This window comes from Faecalibacterium sp. 9, assembly GCF_048320955.1.
GTDB classification, from domain to species: domain Bacteria; phylum Bacillota; class Clostridia; order Oscillospirales; family Ruminococcaceae; genus Faecalibacterium; species Faecalibacterium wellingii.
The window spans coordinates 919779-939237 of sequence record NZ_JBLWGB010000001.1; the positions used below are offsets into that span (position 1 = coordinate 919779).

The 19459-nt window shown below is 56.8% G+C and carries 18 protein-coding genes and 1 other annotated feature; of the genes, 5 read left to right on the forward strand and 13 right to left on the reverse strand.

What is annotated here, in order from left to right:
- Positions 1 to 129: 129 nt before the first annotated feature.
- From ACKXF9_RS04345 to ACKXF9_RS04365, 5 genes are all read left to right on the forward strand, one after another.
- Complete coding sequence (locus ACKXF9_RS04345; protein WP_154260758.1) at positions 130 to 354, forward strand: DUF896 domain-containing protein; 225 nt, start codon at positions 130 to 132, stop codon at positions 352 to 354.
- Positions 355 to 558: 204 nt separating this feature from the next.
- The gene (locus ACKXF9_RS04350; RefSeq protein WP_418265408.1) at positions 559 to 1851 is read left to right on the forward strand and encodes an adenylosuccinate synthase; all 1293 of its coding nucleotides are present in this window, start codon (positions 559 to 561) and stop codon (positions 1849 to 1851) included.
- A gap of 44 nt (positions 1852 to 1895) precedes the next feature.
- Positions 1896 to 2798, forward strand: coding sequence for a DegV family protein (locus ACKXF9_RS04355; RefSeq protein WP_418265409.1), 903 nt, complete (start codon positions 1896 to 1898; stop codon positions 2796 to 2798).
- A gap of 485 nt (positions 2799 to 3283) precedes the next feature.
- Positions 3284 to 5896 (forward strand): ATP-dependent chaperone ClpB, encoded by a 2613-nt coding sequence (gene clpB, locus ACKXF9_RS04360; protein WP_418265410.1) that lies wholly within the window; start codon positions 3284 to 3286, stop codon positions 5894 to 5896.
- Between the two features lie 260 nt (positions 5897 to 6156).
- The gene (locus ACKXF9_RS04365) at positions 6157 to 7461 is read left to right on the forward strand and encodes an HlyC/CorC family transporter (RefSeq protein ID WP_418265411.1); all 1305 of its coding nucleotides are present in this window, start codon (positions 6157 to 6159) and stop codon (positions 7459 to 7461) included.
- On the opposite strand, the gene ACKXF9_RS04370 is transcribed toward ACKXF9_RS04365, so the two are convergent.
- From ACKXF9_RS04370 to ACKXF9_RS04430, 13 genes are all read right to left on the reverse strand, one after another.
- Positions 7448 to 7633, reverse strand: a complete 186-nt coding sequence (locus ACKXF9_RS04370) for a hypothetical protein (protein ID WP_418265412.1) — start codon at positions 7631 to 7633, stop codon at positions 7448 to 7450. The two genes, ACKXF9_RS04365 and ACKXF9_RS04370, sit on opposite strands and share 14 nt — an antisense overlap.
- 13 nt (positions 7634 to 7646) lie before the next feature.
- A complete protein-coding gene (locus ACKXF9_RS04375; RefSeq protein WP_418265413.1) occupies positions 7647 to 8228 on the reverse strand; it encodes a LemA family protein in 582 nt (193 codons plus the stop codon).
- Positions 8229 to 8356: 128 nt separating this feature from the next.
- Positions 8357 to 9646: a sensor histidine kinase gene (locus ACKXF9_RS04380; RefSeq protein ID WP_418265414.1), complete on the reverse strand. Its 1290-nt coding sequence runs from the start codon at positions 9644 to 9646 to the stop codon at positions 8357 to 8359.
- Positions 9643 to 10377: a LytR/AlgR family response regulator transcription factor gene (locus ACKXF9_RS04385; protein WP_418265415.1), complete on the reverse strand. Its 735-nt coding sequence runs from the start codon at positions 10375 to 10377 to the stop codon at positions 9643 to 9645. Before ACKXF9_RS04385 ends, ACKXF9_RS04380 begins: the two co-directional genes overlap by 4 nt.
- A gap of 38 nt (positions 10378 to 10415) precedes the next feature.
- The gene (gene nagA / locus ACKXF9_RS04390) at positions 10416 to 11552 is read right to left on the reverse strand and encodes an N-acetylglucosamine-6-phosphate deacetylase (RefSeq protein WP_418265416.1); all 1137 of its coding nucleotides are present in this window, start codon (positions 11550 to 11552) and stop codon (positions 10416 to 10418) included.
- A gap of 190 nt (positions 11553 to 11742) precedes the next feature.
- Positions 11743 to 12687: a bile acid:sodium symporter family protein gene (locus ACKXF9_RS04395; protein ID WP_249237946.1), complete on the reverse strand. Its 945-nt coding sequence runs from the start codon at positions 12685 to 12687 to the stop codon at positions 11743 to 11745.
- 115 nt (positions 12688 to 12802) lie between these two features.
- Positions 12803 to 13056, reverse strand: a binding site (T-box leader).
- A gap of 197 nt (positions 13057 to 13253) precedes the next feature.
- The gene (locus tag ACKXF9_RS04400) at positions 13254 to 13859 is read right to left on the reverse strand and encodes an MFS transporter (RefSeq protein WP_348584500.1); all 606 of its coding nucleotides are present in this window, start codon (positions 13857 to 13859) and stop codon (positions 13254 to 13256) included.
- Complete coding sequence (locus tag ACKXF9_RS04405; RefSeq protein WP_418265417.1) at positions 13859 to 14680, reverse strand: glycoside hydrolase family 2 protein; 822 nt, start codon at positions 14678 to 14680, stop codon at positions 13859 to 13861. Before ACKXF9_RS04405 ends, ACKXF9_RS04400 begins: the two co-directional genes overlap by 1 nt.
- Positions 14681 to 14942: 262 nt before the next feature.
- A complete protein-coding gene (locus tag ACKXF9_RS04410) occupies positions 14943 to 16226 on the reverse strand; it encodes a GHKL domain-containing protein (protein WP_418265418.1) in 1284 nt (427 codons plus the stop codon).
- Complete coding sequence (locus ACKXF9_RS04415) at positions 16223 to 16933, reverse strand: LytR/AlgR family response regulator transcription factor (protein ID WP_005942793.1); 711 nt, start codon at positions 16931 to 16933, stop codon at positions 16223 to 16225. Before ACKXF9_RS04415 ends, ACKXF9_RS04410 begins: the two co-directional genes overlap by 4 nt.
- Before the next feature lie 306 nt (positions 16934 to 17239).
- Positions 17240 to 18148, reverse strand: coding sequence for a radical SAM mobile pair protein B (locus ACKXF9_RS04420; RefSeq protein WP_418265419.1), 909 nt, complete (start codon positions 18146 to 18148; stop codon positions 17240 to 17242).
- Positions 18136 to 18825, reverse strand: a complete 690-nt coding sequence (locus ACKXF9_RS04425; protein ID WP_418265866.1) for a radical SAM mobile pair protein A — start codon at positions 18823 to 18825, stop codon at positions 18136 to 18138. The genes ACKXF9_RS04420 and ACKXF9_RS04425 overlap by 13 nt, the downstream gene beginning before the upstream one ends.
- Positions 18822 to 19259, reverse strand: a complete 438-nt coding sequence (locus ACKXF9_RS04430) for a radical SAM mobile pair system MarR family transcriptional regulator (protein WP_418265420.1) — start codon at positions 19257 to 19259, stop codon at positions 18822 to 18824. Before ACKXF9_RS04430 ends, ACKXF9_RS04425 begins: the two co-directional genes overlap by 4 nt.
- Positions 19260 to 19459: the final 200 nt, after the last annotated feature.

A 19459-nucleotide genomic window follows, 5' to 3' on the forward strand; every position in this document is an offset into this window, starting at 1 on the left:
TTTGCTATACTGATTGAGAAAATTCCTTAAAAAGCTCGCCCCTTCGGGAGAGCTGGCATTGCATAGCAATGACTGAGAGGGTTTATTTTCTTATTATAACATATTCTGCTTGAAAATACAGGAGGCCCCATGACACAGGAAAAGATCGCCCGCATCAACGAGCTGGCAAAAAAGAGCAAGACCACCGGCCTGACCGAGGCCGAAAAGGCAGAGCAGCAGGCCCTGCGCCGCGAGTACATCGATGATATGAAGGCCAGCCTGCGCGCACAGCTGGCCAACACCTCCATTCAGGAGCCGGACGGCACCATCCACAAGGTGACCCTCCGTGCCGACCTTGAGAAGCCCCGCAGCTGAACGCACAATTTTACGCGCACTTTTTTGGAGGAAAACGCAGCTCAAAGCTGCGCTTTCCTCTTTTTTTGCGCGGGAAACTGTGCTATACTATACTAGCATTGGTGCGTGCATGATGCGCCGGTGCGCTTTCCCAAGGTGGCGTATCCCGGGCAAGGTGCACGGAAAAGGCTGTCTTTTGAAAAAATGATAAAGAGGTCATTTATTATGCTTACTGCAATTACGGGTATCAACTGGGGCGATGAAGGCAAGGGCCGCATGGTCGACCTCATCAGCCAGGAGTATGACATCGTTGCACGCTATCAGGGCGGCAACAACGCCGGTCACACGGTGAAGAACGAGCGCGGCAAGTTCGTGCTGAACCTGCTGCCCTCCGGCATCCTGCGCCCCAATGTCGTCTGCGTCATGGGCAACGGTATGGTCATCGACCCGCATCATCTGGATGGCGAGATCAACAAGCTGCGGGAGCAGGGCGTTGAGATCAGCCCGGCAAACCTGAAGATCTCCGACCGTGCAACCATCACCATGCCCTACCATGTGGAGCAGGATGGTCTGGAAGAAGCCCGTCTGTCCAAGACCGGCGCACAGTTCGGCTCCACCAAGCGCGGCATTGCCTACGCTTACGGTGATAAGTACATGAAGAAGACCCTGCGCATGGGCGACCTGCTGCATCTGGACGACGCGGTGAAGAAGCGCCTGGTCACCATGGTGGACTCCAAGAATCTGGTGATGGAGGGCAGCTACAACGCCGCTCCCATCAGCGTGGATGAGATGTGGGCATGGCTCGAAAAGTATGCCGCCATCTTCAAGGACTACATCTGCGATGTGGGCCAGTATCTGGCCGATGCCGACGCCGAGGGCAAGAAGGTGCTGTTTGAGGCACAGCTGGGCGCTCTGCGCGACATCGATTTCGGCATCTACCCCTACACCACCTCTTCCAATGTCATCGGTGCCTACGCTCCCATCGGCGCAGGCATCCCGGGCCACAAGCTGCACAACTCCATCGGCGTCATGAAGGCTTACTCCTCCTGCGTGGGCGACGGCCCCTTCGCTGCCGAGCTGGCAATGACCGAAGAGGAAAAGCACGACCTGCGTGAGGCTGGCCACGAGTACGGCGCAGCCACCGGCCGTCCCCGCCGCGTGGGCCCCATCGATCTGGTGGCAAGCCGCTACGGCGTGTTCTGCCAGGGCTGCGATGAAGTTGCTCTGACCCTGCTGGACGTGCTGGACTACATGGAAAAGATCCCCATGGTCACCGCTTATAAGCTGACCGACGGCAGCACCACTACCCGCTTCCCCATGGGTGAAGCTCTGGATACCGCACAGCCCGTGGTGGAGTACCTGCCCGGCTGGCACTGCGATATCACCGCGGCCCGCAAGTGGGAAGACCTGCCCAAGGAAGCGCAGGACTATGTGGAATATCTGGAAAAGGCTGTTGGCTGCAAGATCACCTATATCTCGGTGGGTGCCGAGCGTGAGGCTTACATCCATCGCGTCTGATGTTCCCGGCAGCCCCGAATGTTGCAGAAAAGGAAGCGTCACAGATGTTTGATATCATTACCGACAGCGCATGCGACCTGACGCCGGATACGGCCCGGCAGCTTGGTGTTGAGGTCGTGCCCTTCTACGTCTCGCTGGACGGCGAGCACTACCGCAAGGAGGGCACCGAGATCGCCGTGCGGGATTTTTACCAGTTCATGGTGGACAACCCCTCGGCCTACCCCAAGACCAGCCTTGCCTCCATCGAGGACTTTGAACAGATCTTCCGTGCCCATGCTGAGGCGGGCCGGGCTGTGCTGTGTCTGGTGTTTACCAGCAAGATGAGCGGCTGCGTGGGCAGCGCCCGCAATGCCCGGGATCTGGTGCTGGAAGATTTCCCCGATGCCCGCATTGAGGTCATTGACAGCGCGGCAGCTACCGTTACCGAGTCCACCATGGTGGAAAACGCCGTGGCCATGCGGGACGCAGGTTGCTCGCTGGACGAGACCGTGACATGGCTGGAAGCAGAGAAGGCCACCAACCAGATCTTCTTCACGGTAGGCAATCTGGACTATCTCATCAAGGGCGGCCGCATCGGCAAGGTGACGGGCCGTGCAGCCAACATGCTGGGCATCAAGCCGATGATCCTGTTCAAGGATGGCGAGATCTTCTCCGGCGGCGTGGCCCGCGGACGCCAGAAGAGCTTTGAAAAAGCACTGGACCAGCTGATGAACTATCTGGATGCCCACGGCGGCACCCCGGACGACTACCGCATCACCGTAGGCTACGGCTACGATGCCGACGAGGGCAAGCGCCTGTGGATGCAGACGCGCGCGGCTCTGCGTGCAAAGTACCCCGGCGCACAGTGCGAAGTGGGCCTGCTGCAGATCGGCTGCACCATTGCCGTGCACACCGGCCCCTATGCGCTGGGCATGGGCGTAATGCGCCGCTGGAAAAAGCAGGGCTGATACCATTATAAAATAAGAACGGCACCGTATGGCTAAAAAGCTGTACGGTGCCTTACTTTTTTACATAAAACTGCTATCGTAGAATCGGCCCGCGTGTCGGCAGCTTTCTCTTCGGACACGAGTCGGGCCATTCCATCGCCCGCCCTATTGCCTTGCGGCAACAGGGTCCCACCCCAGCGGACGGTCCTCAGAGAAACTCCCGACCCACTGACCGTGGCAGATTCTTTTGAATGGGAAAATTGTGATTTGCAAACTTTTTATGAACCCTATTGACAAAGTGGGAAAACAGGAGTATAGTTTTAGCAGTCGAACAGATAGAGTGCTAAAACAAGCAAAACCAGTTCGGCAGGAGGTGCACGAAACCGTGAAACAACTGAAGAATAGCTGCTGCTTCCCGTTTGGCAGCATCTCTGCGCCGGGATTTTAGCAAACGGCTGTCATGTCCGCTAAAATAAACCTTCCGGTATGAATGGAGGCTTGACTTTATGAATACCAATCAATATACGCAGAAAACGCTGGAAGCTCTGCAGGCAGCGCAGCAGCTGGCTGTGGAGTATCAGCATAACCAGCTGGAACCCGAACATCTGCTGCACGCACTGGCTTCGCAGGAGCAGGGCCTGATCCCGCAGCTGCTGCAAAAGATGAACGTGGACCCCGGCAGCTTTTCTGCCGCCGTGGCCGAAAAGCTTTCGACTCTGCCCCGGGTGTCCGGCTCCGGCCGTGACCCCGACAAGGTCTATATCTCGCAGGCCACCGATAAGGTGCTCAGCGCCGCAGCCCGCGAGGCAAAGGCCATGAAGGACGACTATGTCAGCGTAGAGCATGTGTTTCTGGGCCTGCTGAATGAGCAGGATCAGAACACGGCAGAACTGTTCCGCGCCTTTGGCATCACCAAGGATAAGTTCCTGCAGCAGCTCACAGCAGTGCGCGGCAACCAGCGCGTCACCAATGACAACCCGGAGGATACCTACAATGCCCTGCAGAAATACGGTCAGGATCTGGTAGACCTTGCCCGCAAGCAGAAGCTGGACCCCGTCATTGGCCGCGATCAGGAGATCCGCAACGTGATCCGCATCCTGTCCCGTAAGACCAAGAACAACCCCTGCCTGATCGGTGAGCCCGGCGTCGGCAAGACCGCCATTGCAGAGGGTCTTGCACAGCGTATCGTGCGCGGCGATGTGCCCGAAAACCTGAAGGACCGCATCGTGTTCAGTCTGGACATGGGCGCTCTGGTGGCCGGTGCAAAGTACCGCGGCGAGTTCGAGGAGCGCCTGAAGAGCGTGCTGAACGAGGTGAAGAAGAGCGAGGGCAAGATCATCCTCTTCATCGATGAGCTGCACACCATCGTGGGCGCCGGCAAGACAGACGGCGCCATGGACGCGGGCAACCTGCTCAAGCCCATGCTGGCCCGGGGCGAGCTGCACTGCATCGGTGCTACCACGCTGGACGAGTACCGCCAGTATATCGAGAAAGACCCCGCTCTGGAGCGCCGCTTCCAGCCGGTACAGGTGGATGAACCCACCGTGGAGGACACCATCTCCATCCTGCGTGGCCTGAAGGAACGGTACGAGGTGTTCCACGGCGTCAAGATCAACGACAGCGCCCTGATCGCCGCTGCCACCCTGTCCGACCGCTATATCACCGATCGTTTCCTGCCGGATAAGGCCATCGACCTTGTGGATGAAGCCTGTGCCATGATCAAGACCGAGATGGACAGCATGCCCAGCGAGATGGACGATCTGGCCCACCGCATCACCCAGCTGCAGATCGAGCAGGTGAGCCTGAAAAAGGAGACCGACGCCCTGAGCCAGAGCCGCCTGAAGGATCTGGAAAAGGAGCTGGCCGAGCTGCAGGACAAGTTCCGCAGCATGAAGGCAAAGTGGGAGAACGAGAAGAACGCCATCGGCAAGGTGCAATCCCTGCGTGAGCAGATCGAGCAGACCAATGCCGACATTGAAAAGGCTCAGCGTGAGTACGACCTGAACAAGGCTGCTGAGCTGAAATACGGCAAGCTGCCGCAGCTGCAGAAACAGCTGGAAGAGGAAGAGAAGATCGCCGCCGCCAAGAAAGAGGACAGCCTGCTGCGTGACCGCGTGACCGACGAGGAGATCGCCCGCATCGTGGCCCGCTGGACCGGCATCCCGGTGGAGAAGCTGGTGGAGGGTGAGCGCGAGAAGCTGCTGCATCTGGACGATGTGCTGCACCAGCGGGTCATCGGTCAGGACGAGGCTGTGACCAAGGTGAGCGAGGCCATCCTGCGCAGCCGCGCCGGTATCGCCAACCCCAACCGCCCCATCGGCAGCTTCCTGTTCCTCGGCCCCACCGGCGTGGGCAAGACCGAGCTGGCCAAGGCACTGGCACAGGCACTGTTTGACGACGAGCGCAACATGGTGCGAATCGATATGACCGAGTATATGGAGAAGTTCAGCGTCAGCCGTCTGATCGGCGCGCCTCCGGGATACGTCGGTTACGAAGAGGGCGGCCAGCTGACCGAGGCTGTGCGCCGCAAGCCCTACAGTGTGGTGCTGTTCGATGAGGTGGAAAAAGCCCATCCCGATGTGTTCAACATCCTGCTGCAGGTGCTGGACGATGGCCGCATCACCGACAGTCAGGGCCGCACCGTGGACTTCAAGAACACGGTCATCATCCTCACCTCCAATCTGGGCAGCGACATCATCCTGAACGATCTGGAGCAGCGCCGTGCCAACGGCTCCAACGAGCTGAGCGAGGAAGCAAAGCACCAGATCGACCAGCTGCTGAAGAGCAAGTTCCGCCCCGAATTCCTGAACCGTCTGGATGAGATCGTCTACTACAAGAGCCTGACCAAGGACGAGATGCGCAAGATCGTGGATCTGCAGCTGCAGGATCTGCGCAAGCGCATGGAGGAGGGCAAGCACCTCAAGCTGGAGGTCACCACCGCCGCCAAGGACTTCATCATCGATTCTGCCTACGACAGCGTCTATGGTGCACGTCCCATCAAGCGGTTCATCCAGAGCCGCGTGGAGACCCTGATCGCCAAGGCCATCATTCAGGGCAGCTATACCGAGGGCAACACCCTGACGGTAGACTGCGAGAATGGCGCTTTGACCCTGCGATAACGCGGATTTTACCTGTTTTGTACGGACTTTGCGGCCAGAAAGCTTGCACCACCGTACAGAATATGGTATGATTACAAATAACATTGATGTGCTTTTCATCGCGGAACAGCAACGATGGGGAGCACATTTTTGTATACGGAAAGAACTCCTTCCGTCATCGCGCGGCAAGGCTCCCTCTTTGAGGGAGCTGGCTGCGAAGCAGACTGAGGGAGTCTGTTCTTTAATAAAAAAACAGAAAGTTGAGTGTGATTTCCCTTTTTATGGACGATGGCAGTATTACGCTTTTGGCGGCGTTGATCATTCTGGTGGCATTTTCCGCCTTTTTCTCCGCCTCTGAGACCGCATTTTCTTCCCTGAACCAGATCCGCCTGAAAAGCCGTGCTGAGGACGGCGATTCAGCAGCAGCCCGCGTGCTGGCCATGTCGGAAAAGTACGACAAGCTGCTCTCCACCATCCTCATCGGCAACAATATCGTCAACATTGCCGCAGCATCCATTGGCACAGTGCTGTTCACCCGCCTGCTGGACCCGGAGCGGGGCGCGACGGTGTCCACCTTCGTGCTGACCATTGTGGTGCTGATCTTTGGCGAGGTGACTCCCAAGAGCCTTGCAAAGGAGATGCCGGAGACAGTTGCCACAGCGGTTTCGCCCTTTTTGAACCTGCTGCTGATCCTGTTCACCCCGCTGACCTGGCTGTTCACCCAGTGGAAGCGCCTGCTGGGGCATTTCATCCACAGCACCGAGGAGGACACCATCACTGAGGGTGAGCTGATGACCATGGTCAGCGAGGCCGAGAACGACGGCGAGCTGACCGACCGGGAAAGCCAGCTTATCCGCAGCGCCATTGAGTTCGACGATGTGGAGGTGGAGGAGATCCTCACGCCCCGCGTGGATGTGATCGCGGTGGAGGACGACCTCTCGCTGGATGAGGTGGCCGATACCTTTGCGGAATCGGGATATTCCCGTCTGCCCGTCTACCACGGCACCATTGACAACATCATTGGTGTGGTACATGAAAAGGACTTTTACCTTGGCCGTCTGCGCAAGGATACAACGCTGGAAGACCTTGTGAAGCCCACCCTTTATACCACCGGCTCCACCCAGATCTCCCAGCTGCTGCGCACCCTGCGCGAGCAGCACCATCACATGGCGGTGGTGGTGGACGAGTACGGCGGCACCGAGGGCATCATCACGCTGGAAGATATTCTGGAAGAGCTGGTAGGCGAGATTTGGGACGAGCACGACGAAGCGACCGAGGACTTCCGCAGGCAGTCGGATGGCAGCTGGATCGTGCTGGGCAGTGCCGGTGTGGACGACCTGTATGAGAGGCTGGGCCTGCCGGAGGATGAGGATATCGATTCCAATACGGTGAACGGTCTGGTGCAGGAAAAAACCTGCCATCTGCCCAAGGTGGGCGACCGGTTCACGCTGGGCGAGTACGACGGTGTCGTTACCCGCACGGCCAAGCGCCGCGTGACCGAAGTGCGTCTGACCCCGGCGGATAAGCCGGAGCCGAAGAAGGACGAAGAGGACAGGCAGCGCTTCAACCGGATCACGAATAAATAAGAAGCTGCTTCCCATAAGCTGCGTGAATAGACAGGACATTTTGCCCGGTCAGCAGGAACGGCAGCTGAAAGACCAAACGACATAAAAAAGCAAGTGCACACATCTCCATCAAAAACGCTGGTTTTTGAAAAGAGTGCGGCACTTGCTTTTGTTTTTGTTTTTGTGGGCTCACAGCCGGAACGATCTCAGGCGGGTTCTTTTTGAGTGGGCGGTTGAGTGGGCGGTTGAGTGGGCGGGGTGGGCTGGGCAGAGCAGACCACCGGGGCGTCCGGTGCAAACTGCAGATATTCCCGCGGGGCAAAGCCCAGAAGCCCGGCCAGCGGGGCAAAATGCTTTTGTTTCAGGGTGTTGTTGAACCGTGTGACCGAATCGTTGTAGATCAGGCTGCTGGTATAGATCATGCGGTTGTAGCAGTTGGCCGCTTCGATGCAGCGCTGGTAGGTCTTGTCTGCCTTGATGGCCGGGCGGCTCTCGGCCACGGCGGTCACATAGCTCATGGCCTGCGCAAGCCGCTGTTCCTGTTCCAGCACCTGTGCCGGTGTGGAAAGCGCATGGATGGAGGGCGGCGGCAGCACCAGCTGGGCCGAAGGGCCATAGCTCCGGAGCAGTTCCAGAAGCGCTTCCAGTGCGCGGAAGCGGGAGGAAAGCTGCAGGCCGATCTGTTCCATGGCAATTTTGATGTTATCGTCCAGTTCACGGAGACGGCGATATACTGCGCCGACCCAGACTGCAAGCAGAAGCAGCAATGGGATGAGTACGTATATCATACAGGAGACCTCCCTTCAAAGAAGTAAAATCGGGCGGCAGTACAGTCGTCTGAGCTTACTATAACACAAAATGTGCGGCAGAAGGGTATTTGGCATGAACCGCCCATAAAATGCATTGAATCGACCTTTTACAGGGAAATGCGCAGCACGAACTGATCCTGCTGCCGGGCAAAGCTGTACATGCCGCCGTATTGCTCCACAATGGCGCAGATGCTGCGCACGCCAAGGCCGTGGCCGGGCTGGCTGGTGGTTGGAACGCCCTGCGCGTCGAACTGGACCGGGAAAGAGCAGGAGTTCGCGATCTGCACAAACAGCCTGCCGTTCTTTTCGTAGGCGGTGGTCTCCACAACAGCGGGCTTTCCGGCCTGCTTCTGGCGCTGCCCGGCGTGCAGGGCGTTTTCCAGCGCGTTGGAAAACAGCACGCACAGATCGCTGTCCGGCAGCGGCAGCACCAGCGGGATGGCTGCATGGACCCGAAAATCGATGCCATCGTGCTGTGCGCGGGCAGCAAAGGAGGAGAGGATGAGATTGGCAGCCTCGTTCTCGCAGTAAACATTTACCTTGCTGGCTTCGATCTCGGCACACACACTGTGGATGTACTCCTGTGCGGCTTCCGTGCGGCCGTTCTCGATGCAGGCGGAAAGATACTGCAGATGATGGCGCAGGTCGTGGCGGTAGGTGCTGGCCTTGCGCTGGCTCTCCCGCATGGCTTCGATCTCACGCACGGCCTGAGCCACCTGCAGGTTCAGGCTGTTTCGGGTCTGTTCCAGCTGGCTGCGCAGCTGCTGCTCCTGTGTAGTGTGCAGCACAAAGCCCAGATAGGCCAGACTGCACACAAAGGGCATGAACTCCACCGCCGCCTGGTTGCCGCTGGAAAGCAGGTCGGTGTAGATGCGGGTAAAGTAGTCAAAGAGATAGCTCAGCAGCGGGATCATGCCGAATTGCAGCTGCAGCAAAAGCGGGGAGCGGGACAGCGCCCGCACCGACGGTGCGATCCAGCGGATCAGCACCAGAAGGATCGGCAGGGTGACGATCAGCTCGGTGGCGTCCTGCAGTACGGTGCCGCCCGCCGGGAACAGCGCAATGACCAGCAGCGCGGCCCAGCGCCGCAGCTGGCAGCACAGATAGGCTGTCAGCACGGATACCAGCGGCCATAGCGCACGGCGGGTCATGGCGGCCAGCAGCAGCCACAGCGGCAGATGGGTGATGAGCGGGTAGAGATACCGGGCAAGGCCGGTGCCCCAGCGCAGGCTGACCACGCCCTGCAGCGCCAGCATCAGGATGGTGCATCCCACAAGCAGGAGTTTGTGGCGGCGGGTCCATTCGATCTCACAGAAGGCGGCAGACAGCACGATGCCGAAAATGCCCACCGCGGCAAGGTTGCACAGGGAAAGAGCTTCCGTCAGGAGGCTGCTCACAGCATCACCTGCTTTCGGCGGAAGGCGTATTCCAGATACTGCCGGCGGATGTCGGAGGATTTGCCGTGGGGAATGGGGATCTGCACCAGATTGGTCAGGGTGACGGCCCGGCTGGAAATGTTCTGGACATATTCCATGTTGACAAGGAACGAGCGGTGCGGGCGCAGAAAGATCTCATAGGGGGCCAGCTGCCGGGCCAGCTCGTCCATGCTGCCGGTGCTCTCCAGAACGCCGCCGTCTGAAAGGTGGAACAGCAGGGTGCGGCCCAGCACCTCGCAGTACAGCAGCCGATCCAGCTCGACGCGGGAAATGCCGGTCTTGCACCGCAGCACCAGACTGCGCTGGTCGGCCCGGCGGCACTCGGCAATGACCGAGTCGGTCAGTCGGAAAAAACTTTCCTCCCAGATGGGCTTGAGCTGATAGAAGTAGGCACCCACCATATAGGATTCCACCGCAAACTCGGTGGAAGAGGTGAGAAAAATGATCTCGACTGCAGTGTCGTACTGGCGGATCTCCTTGGCGACGGTAATGCCGTTTTCAGCCGGCATGATGACATCCAGAAACAGGATATCATACCGCACACCCTTTTCGATCTCGGCCAGCAGATCCAGCGGACTGCGGAATGCTGTGCACTGGATCTGGATGCAGCGCTGAGTGCGGTATTTTTCCAGCAGGGCAGACAGCTGATCCAGAACAGTCTGGTCGTCGTCGCAGAATGCGATTTGGATCATAGCGGTTTCCACATCCTTTGTTCGTGTTGGCCGGGCACTTACAGCTGGGCTTTGCCCATGCAGTAGGTCTGCAGCACATCGTAGTTGTCGTCCAGCACCACAAGGTCGGCGTCCTTGCCCACCTGAATGGAACCCTTGCGGTCATCCAGATGCAGGCAGCGGGCCGGGTTGATGGTGCAGGCGTTCAGTGCGTAGTTGAAGGGCACCATGGCTTCTTCCACAAGGATGCGCAGGCCCTTGTTGATGTTCAGGGTGGAACCGGCCAGCGTGCCGTTGTCCAGATGCGCGCTGCCGTCCGGGTAGATGGTGATATGGTTGCCGCCAAAGATATACTCGCTGCCGATGGGGGTGCCCTTTGCCATCAGTGCGTCCGAGATCATGATGGCGTAGTCCGGGCCCTTGCTCATAAAGTAGTTGTTCAGGGCAGCCGGGGTGGAGTGGCAACCGTCGCAGATGATCTCACCGTACATGGTGCGGATGCGGTAGGCTGCGCCCACCAGACCGTTTGCACGGTGGGCAAAGGGGGACATGCCGTTGTAGACATGGGTCATGGAGCGGGCACCGTTGGCCCATGCCATCACAGCCTGCTCGTAGGTGGCGGCGCTGTGGCCGATGCTGACCACCACGCCGTGCTCGGTCAGGTAGTGGGTCAGGGCAAAGCCTTCGTCGTGCTCAGGTGCAAGGGTCACATAACGGATGTGGCCGCGGGCGGCCTCCTGATAGTGCTTGAACTGCTCCACGCTGGGCTTTGCAATGTACTCCGGCGGCTGTGCGCCCTTGTACTTCATATCGAGGTAGGGGCCCTCAAAGTGGATGCCAAGGATCTCGGCACCCTCGTAGCCGCTCTCCATCACGTCGGCCACATTGGCCACGGCATTGGTCAGCACCTCCACGCTCTGGGTGACGGTAGTGGCCAGAAAGCTGGTCACGCCCTCGGAGACGATATGCTTGGCCCAGTAGCGCAGGCCCTCCGGCTTTGCGTCGTTGGTGTCGAACTCATAGGCACCATGGCAGTGGATGTCCATAAAGCCGGGAACGATGCGCTTGGAGCCGTAGTCCACATCGGTCTGCTTTTCCCCATAGGGGAAGATGCCGGTGATCCGGCCCTGCTCCAGCTCCAATGCAGCCGGCACAAACTGGTCGGCAAGCCATACCTTCTTGCTCTGGATGATCATACGCTTAACCCTCCGTACTATTCATTATAAAACCTGCATCTGCTGCGCAGCAAAAGCGCAGTCTGTCTACCGAAAATTATAACATTTTCTGGTGAAAATAACCAGTGTTACAGCGGCTTTTCAAAAAAATACAGCAGGACCCCCGGCAGAACGCAATGCTCTGCCGGGGGTCCTGCTGCTTTATGAAAGATCAGTCCTTCTTCTCTGCGGTGCGGGCAAAGAAGTTGGCGAGGATGGCACCGGAAATGTTATGCCACACCGAGAACACAGCGCCGGGGATGGTCGCCAGCGGATACTGTGCAAAGTGGGCAGCGGCCAGAGAGGTGGCAAGGCCCGAGTTCTGCATACCGACCTCGATGGAAATTGCACGGCACTTGGTGGAATCCAGCTTCAGCAGCTTGCCCACGCCAAAGCCGGTGAGGTAGCCCAGCAGGTTGTGCAGGATGACCACAGCAAGGATCAGCAGGCCGCTGGTCATGATCTTGGCGGAGTTTGCGGACACAACGGCGCAGATGATGAGCACGATGGCAGTGGTGGAGACCAGCGGCAGCACGCGGACGGCGTTCTGGGTAAAGGCATGGAAGAAGTGGTTGACCACAAAGCCCAGTGCGATGGGCACCAGCACCACCTTGACGATGGACAGGAACATGTTCATGGGGTTCACATCCACACGCTGACCGGCATACAGCAGGGTGAGCAGCGGGGTAAGGAATGGAGCCAGCACGGTGGAAACGGCGGTCATGCCAACGGACAGTGCAACGTCACCCTTGGACAGATAGGTCATCACGTTGGAGGAGGTGCCGCCGGGGCAGGTGCCCACGAGGATGACGCCGATGGCCAGCTCGGTGGGCAGGTGGAACACCTGGGTCAGTGCCCATGCCAGAAAGGGCATCAGGGTGAACTGTGCAATGCAGCCGATGACGACGTCCTTCGGGCGGCTGAACACCACCTTGAAGTCCTCCGGCTTCAGGGTAAGGCCCATGCCGAACATGACGATGCCCAGCAGGGTGTTGACCCATGCGGTCTTGACCACGCTGAAGGTACCCGGGAAGAACAGGGCCAGTGCCGCCACCACGATGACGATGGCGGCCATGTACTTGCCCACAAAGTCGCTTACTTTTTCCAGTGTTTTCATGATGAACTCTCCTTTTTTCTGAACACTTTATTTTTGCGGATGCAAAGACAATGAAACATCCGGAAAATGGCTTTCCCGCAAATAAAAACGCCTTTGCCCCTTACGGTTCGTAAGAGACAAAGGCGTAAAAATTCCTCTGCGGTACCACTCTTATTGCCGGTGCAAAGCCCGGCCCCTCAGTGCGCATCCAACAATGCGCGGCCCGTGATAACGGGGGCCTGCCGTTCCCGCTTACTGGGGCGCAGATGCCGCCCATTCAGCCGGAAAGCTCGGAGAGGATCTTCCCACGGACGCCCTGCACTGCCTTGCACCATCCGGCAGCTCTCTGCGGCATTCTTTCCGGGTACTCTTTCTCGTCATAGCCGAATATTTCACTGCCCCGCAGTATACTCTTCCGCAAAGGCAAAGTCAAGGGATGGGGCCCGTCGGATTTTTCATCTGGTTTGCATCAGGGATGAAAGCAGTTCAGGCAAGAGCTGCGATCTTATCGTACAGCTTTTTCTGGCTGTCGGTCAGGGTGGGCAGCATCGTCCATCACCACCTGCTGCAACCCGGCAGGCAGGGCCTCAGCTCCGGTATTCCGCCGGCAGCTGATCCATGGTCTGCCACTTGTCCATGGCCTCTTCCAGCTTCATGCCCTTGGCCACTGCATCGCGGCGGCAGGCGTTGACGGCCTGAATCTCCTTCATCTTGGCACCGGTCAGGGTGTAGCCCTTCATGGCGATGAGGGTAGCCGCCCATGCCACCATGGGGATGATGCAGAACAGCACGATGACCACCCAGTTCATGCCCGGGGTGTAGGGATCATACTGGGTGGGCAGGCTCTGCAGGCCCACAAAGCTGACCGCAATGCCCACCACGGTGGCGGACAGGCTGGACACCAGCTTGTCCACCAGACTGAACAGGGTGCCCATGATGCCGGGGATATACTTGCCGCTGCGGTAGGTCTCGTAGTCGGAGCAGTCGGCCACCATGGGGATGGGCATATCGGCGGTGGCGTAGTAGGCACCGTAGCCGATGCCGAAGAAGGCAATGAACAGGATGGTGTACAGATTGATGGAAAGGCCATTCTCGCCCAGAATGGACAGGGTGAAGGCATCGCCGCGGCCCCAGAGCAGCAGCAGCACCAGCACGCCCACATAGCACACCAGTGCCACGCTGACGTACTTCATCAGGCTGGCCTTCTGTCCTTCCTTCTGGCTGGTGCGGACGGTGAGCAGGAAGAAGGGCACGCTGCACACATAGCATCCACAGAGAAGCTGCGCAGACCCACCCGGGTGGTCACTTCGTCCACCGGCTGGCCGTCCTGCAGCAGACGAACCACGCAGGTGTACAGGTAGGGGTCTTTGACGCCGTTCCACAGGTGGGGAGCATCCAGATGGAGGGAAGCATTTTCGCCTTCGCCCTTTGCAACGGTGCGGCCCTCGGTGTCCAGCAGCTCCACCGTCACGGTGCCGCTGCCTTCCACCAGCGTTTCCACCCGGATGTCGGCGCTGTTCTCCTGCAGGGCCGGGGTGATCTTCACGCCGGTATCGCCAAAGTGTCCCAGTGCGATGTGGTTCTTGTTCACCACCAGCAGGCTCACATCCCGGTAGATGCCGCCGTAGAAGGTGAAGTCCGCTTTCTGGGGGTAAACGCGGTCGTTGACGCTGTTGTCCACCCGCACCGTGAGCTGGTTTTCTGCCTGCAGCAGTTCCGTGACCTCTGCCCGGAAGGTGGAGTAGCCGCCGTCATGGGTGCAGAGCTGCTGACCGTTCAGCAGTACGGCGGCACTGGCGTTGATGCCCTCGAACTGCAGCCATACCTGTTGCTGTGCCGGGTCGTACACCGGTGCTGCAAAGCAGGTGCAGTAGGTGCAGCAGCCCCGCCAGTAATCGTTGCCGCCGTCCTGACCGTCCCGGGCGTTCCATGTATGGGGCAGCTCTACGGCGGTGGTAACGCCGTTCGGGCCGGTGAACTGCCAGTCCTTCATGAGCTTTGCAATACTACGCATCCGATTCCTCCTGTTTTTGCTGTGGTACAGTGATTTTTTTTTGCTTTCAGTTCTTTGTCATTATTTTATCAGAGTGACCGTATTTCGCAAGATGCGTGCGAAAATCGGTCGTTTTGCGTGCGCATTCGGTTTTGGGTTGCCAAATGTGAACTAATATATTTGTGAGTTTTTCACAAGCAGATGTATCCAACAAACCGCAAAAAGAAAACCGCCGCAGTCCTTCCGTTTCCGGAACTTCTGCGGCGGCTGCCGTTTTCTTAACTTATTTTTGCAGTGGAAAGATGATCTTTTCCGCAAAAAACTCTCCCTGTTCTTCCAGAGTCAAAGTGCCTTTGTACTTCTGCACGATGCGACGGATCACCTTCAGCTCGTATTGTGCAGAGCGGTTTGCCTGCTGTTCCGGCGGGCGCAGCGGACTGATGATGTTCACCACCACAAAACCCTGCCGCACACAGACCAGCAGATCGATGACCCGGCACTCCGGCCGGGAGGCCTGCACGGCGCTTTCCACGGCGTGATCCAGCGCATTGGCAAACAATGCGTACAGATCCCCCGCCTCAAAAAAGCCCAGACAGCTGCCGTTTGCCACAGCATTCAGCTGGATGCCCCGGGACTCGCACAGCAGGCTCTTCTCGGTCAGCACCACATCCAGCACCTCGTTGCCGGTGTTGCGGTTCGCGTCATACAGGCGGGCCGCGCGCTCGGCCTCATCAATGCACTCCGGCGGTACCGCTTCGGGCGACAGCTTGCGGAGATTGGCAATCTGCACCTTCAGCTCATGGCAGCGCTTGTTGATGATCTGCACGTTCTGCCGGGCCACCTGATACTGCTGGCGCTGCCGCTCGTACAGCAGGTTCAGTTCATTCATCTCTTTTTCCATGGCAGACTTCTTGAACAGCTCACTCTGAAAATACAGCAGGGTGATAAAATAGAACTGCCCGATCAGAATGGTAACGGTAAGGCTCAGCGGAGTATGTTCGGCGCGGGCATTGTCCAGCACGGCGGCCTGCACCATGAACAGGATGCCAATGAAGAACGCACTGAACAGCTGCTGGGGCCCGATGTGGTATTCTCCTTTATAAGGAAGCTGCCGCGCCAGCAGGATGTACACCGCCGCAAAAAATACCGCCCCGGACAGCAGCTGCACCAGAACCGCCCAGGGGGAAGCCATGTTCAGCGGGTGTCCATACCGGGTAAACTGCAGCTCCAGAAAGCACCAGCTCTCGTAAGCGCACTGCGCGATGAGCAGGCTCCATACTGCGCAGTACAGGGCACCTTTTTTATTGATATCCGTACACAGATAGATCATCCAGCCCAGCAGCGCAAAAAAGGAAACGTAAAGTACCAGCAGCAGGAGCTGCTGCTGCCACAGTGTTGTGGACTGTGCCAGCGGGTCCAGCAGCTGCGCCAACAAAAGCAGTGGGAGCAGCATCCCGCAGGCGCGGGCCCAGAAATGGGGCCGATGCCGCAAAGGTAGGCAAAAAACCAGCGCCGCGCCCCAGCGCAGCAGCGCCCGGAGCAGGCTGTTCAGCAGCGATGTGGTCACAGCACACCTCCCATGTAGGACGCTACTGCGGTAAGAAAGGCCGTCCGCTGCCTCCGGCTGATCTCCAGCCGGTCGTTTTTCACAAGGGCAAAGTCGTTTTCAATGCCCTTGACGTAGGCCAGATTGACCAGATAGCATTGGTTGCAGCGGACAAAATGATACTCGGCAAGCTGCTTTTCGGCACTTTGCAGGCTGGCGCGTGCCGCGAACTCGCCTTTGGAGGTGTGGTAGTACAGCATCCGGCTGTGGGTCTCCAGATAATAGATATCAGCGGTGTCCAGCAGCTGGATGCCGCCGCCCGCCAGCTGCAGCACCACCTGCCCGCCTCTGCGCCGCTGCACCCGCTGGATGGCGCGGGAAAGCTTGGTGCAGAACTGGTAATAGTTCACCGGCTTCAGCACATAATCCAGTGCATCCACCTCGTAGCCCCGGATGGCATACTGTGCCATGTTGGTCACAAAGACCAGCACCACATCCGCATCCACGGCCCGGATGGCTTCGGCTGCTCCAAAACCGTCCAGCCGTGGCATCTCCACGTCCATAAAAATGATGTCGAATCCCGGCGTATAGTGCTCTGCGATCTCGGCACCGTCTGTGATGAGACTGATCTCCACCTGCAGGCCCTGCTCCTGCGCATATTGCCGGACGAAACGGTTCAGGCTTTCCCGTGTTTCTTCCTGATCCTCTACGATCGCAATTTTGAACATCCTGCACCCACCTTCTCACTGCGTCTGGTCGCCGTATGGCTCTTTTTATTGAAACACACTTTTCTATGAAATGCAATGGAAAACCTTGCGGGGAAAACAGATGCGGTTCCCATCCTGTACCATCCACCACAAATAAAAAATCCCCAGACAACCGTCTGAGGACTTTTGCGGCAGTGCATTGTCAAGGAAAGGCAAACCTGAACTTGTCGGGGCGAGGCCCCTCCATCTTGCTGCCGCAAAACCGTTCTGTCACTTAAAAGCCCCACTGGGGCTTTCATTGTTCTGCTTCGCTCCACAAACGCGAAGTTAGCGATTTCTTTTTCCGGTATTCTCTGTCCCTCGGATTTCCTCATGATAGAAATAATCCACGATCACCGGATGTCCCTGCGGGACTCTGCCATAAGGCATTTCATTATCCACAAAGGCACAATCATACTTCTTAGCCATTTCCGCAGCTTTTACTTCAAGTGCTTCAAAGTAGCTGCGGTTATGCTTGTTATAGATCTCGTCGTAAAGTGGTACAAGATCAGGATGTTTTTCGGCGATATAATCCATAATTGTCTTTTTGAAACCGCCTCGAAGATTGAGATTTTCGAGCCAGAACAGATCGCACTGATCCTTTACCCGCTCAAAGATTGCTTCAAAATCCGTGATACCGGGAAATACCGGGGATACAAAACAGACTGTACGGATACCTGCTTCATATACCTGCTTCATAGCAGCGATACGCCGCTCAATGCTCGAAGCAGAGTCCATATCGTTCTTGAAATTTTCATCTAGTGTGTTGATCGACCATGAAACGGTTACACGTCCGAGCTTCTTCAGCAGATCAATATCCCGTACCACAAGATCCGACTTTGTGCAGATCAGAATATCTGCGTCACTGCCGATCAGCTGCTCCAGAAGTTTTCTGGTATTCCCGAATTGCTCCTCCTGTGGATTGTAGCCATCTGTCACAGAACCGATGACCACCCGCTGTCCGGCATATTTCTTCGGATTTTTAATTTTCGGCCAATGCTTCACATCAAGGAAAGTGCCCCATTCCTCCTTGTGCCCGGTAAAGCGCTTCATAAAAGAAGCATAGCAATACTTGCAGGCATGTGTACAGCCCACATAGGGATTGACCGAGTAACCGCCTACCGGCAGACTAGACTTAGTCATGATGTTCTTTGTTTCCACCTCACGAATGAGGATTCCATTTATTACTTCTTCCATGATTTCTGTACCTCTAACACTTTATTAAATTCTTCCGGCATTTCCTGAATTATATTTTCATCCCCTATGATAGGGACAAGGTCTTCCTTCATAAACACCGGAATGCCGAGCTTATCTGCCTGGTCTGTCAGAGACCATGCCCATTCCGGCTCCGTATGAATCTTTCTGCTCTGAGCCCCGGTCATGGTGCCGACAACGATCCAATTGATTCCGGAAAGGTCAACTGTGCCGGGATCGTCGAATAACGGTTCAAAGGTAACATGGTAATGTTTTGCTCTGATGTTTTTCCGAAGGGCATCAATACGCCACAGTTCTGCTTTCCTCGTCACCGTAACGCCAAACCATGCGTTTTCCAGATCGGTATCAAAATCCAGCAGATCGGGGCGCTTGGTCAGAAACAGAAACTGATGCTGTGGATTTTCACGGATCTTTGCAAATACCTCGTCTCTCCATTCCGGCTTCCATCCAGAGAGATCGCTCATGCCGGTAAGAAGAAAGTTCTGCGGACGTTTCTTTTCCATCATCTTGAGCTTACTCGGAAAGAATTCAGGGTCAGCGAAATCATCAATCATATGCCAACGTTTCACGTTGTTGCGGGCATAGCAATATGTACACCCCACTGTGCAGCCAATGACGATATTCATGTTCTGAATCTGATCTTTGATACAAATACTCATGACTTCTGCCACTCTTCAAGATTCTTTCTGATGCGGTCGAGGCATTCCTCAAACCGGGTAATTTCTTCCTCTGTAAAACCTTTGTAGTAAATACTGCCCATCTCATCAGATACAGAATCGTACTCGCCCTTTAAGGCATGTGCTTTCTCAGTCAGAAACAGGAGCGTTTTCCTTTTGTCCGTTTCAGACTGAACACGGCTTATCAGCCCTTGATTTTCCATTCTTTCCAGCATCGTAGTAAGAGATGTTATCGCTAATCCGCATTTAGTCGAGAGTGACCGGATTGAAATACCATCCTTCTGCCACAGCACATAAAGAATACGCCCTTGGGCTCCATTAAACGCATCAATATTCTTTTCACTGAGAATCTTCTCGAAAATCCGGTCTCCAAGCTGTTTTATTTTGGTGACAAGAAATCCGCCATTTGTTTTCATACAAAAGCTCCTATATAGTAGTTTTTTAATAATACTATATAGGAGCTTTACTGTCAAGAGTTTGTATGTTCCGATTTGTTGAACTGAGCCGAGTATACCACGCCTTGTTAAGAATATCAAAAGGCAGGATATCGCCCTCATGGTGATACCCTGCCTTTGCTTGTCCCGGTTCTCGTCCTGTACCGTCCACCACAAAACGG

Bases quoted from the DNA above. Each gene is read 5' to 3' on its own strand.
- ACKXF9_RS04345 (WP_154260758.1), top strand. From the start codon at position 130: ATGACACAGGAAAAGATCGCCCGCATCAACGAGCTGGCAAAAAAGAGC.
- ACKXF9_RS04350 (WP_418265408.1), top strand. From the start codon at position 559: ATGCTTACTGCAATTACGGGTATCAACTGGGGCGATGAAGGCAAGGGC.
- ACKXF9_RS04355 (WP_418265409.1), top strand. From the start codon at position 1,896: ATGTTTGATATCATTACCGACAGCGCATGCGACCTGACGCCGGATACG.
- clpB (WP_418265410.1), top strand. From the start codon at position 3,284: ATGAATACCAATCAATATACGCAGAAAACGCTGGAAGCTCTGCAGGCA.
- ACKXF9_RS04365 (WP_418265411.1), top strand. From the start codon at position 6,157: ATGGACGATGGCAGTATTACGCTTTTGGCGGCGTTGATCATTCTGGTG.
- ACKXF9_RS04375 (WP_418265413.1), bottom strand. From the start codon at position 8,228: ATGATATACGTACTCATCCCATTGCTGCTTCTGCTTGCAGTCTGGGTC.
- ACKXF9_RS04385 (WP_418265415.1), bottom strand. From the start codon at position 10,377: ATGATCCAAATCGCATTCTGCGACGACGACCAGACTGTTCTGGATCAG.
- nagA (WP_418265416.1), bottom strand. From the start codon at position 11,552: ATGATCATCCAGAGCAAGAAGGTATGGCTTGCCGACCAGTTTGTGCCG.
- ACKXF9_RS04395 (WP_249237946.1), bottom strand. From the start codon at position 12,687: ATGAAAACACTGGAAAAAGTAAGCGACTTTGTGGGCAAGTACATGGCC.
- ACKXF9_RS04400 (WP_348584500.1), bottom strand. From the start codon at position 13,859: ATGAAGTACGTCAGCGTGGCACTGGTGTGCTATGTGGGCGTGCTGGTG.
- ACKXF9_RS04405 (WP_418265417.1), bottom strand. From the start codon at position 14,680: ATGCGTAGTATTGCAAAGCTCATGAAGGACTGGCAGTTCACCGGCCCG.
- ACKXF9_RS04415 (WP_005942793.1), bottom strand. From the start codon at position 16,933: ATGTTCAAAATTGCGATCGTAGAGGATCAGGAAGAAACACGGGAAAGC.
- ACKXF9_RS04420 (WP_418265419.1), bottom strand. From the start codon at position 18,148: ATGGAAGAAGTAATAAATGGAATCCTCATTCGTGAGGTGGAAACAAAG.
- ACKXF9_RS04425 (WP_418265866.1), bottom strand. From the start codon at position 18,825: ATGAGTATTTGTATCAAAGATCAGATTCAGAACATGAATATCGTCATT.
- ACKXF9_RS04430 (WP_418265420.1), bottom strand. From the start codon at position 19,259: ATGAAAACAAATGGCGGATTTCTTGTCACCAAAATAAAACAGCTTGGA.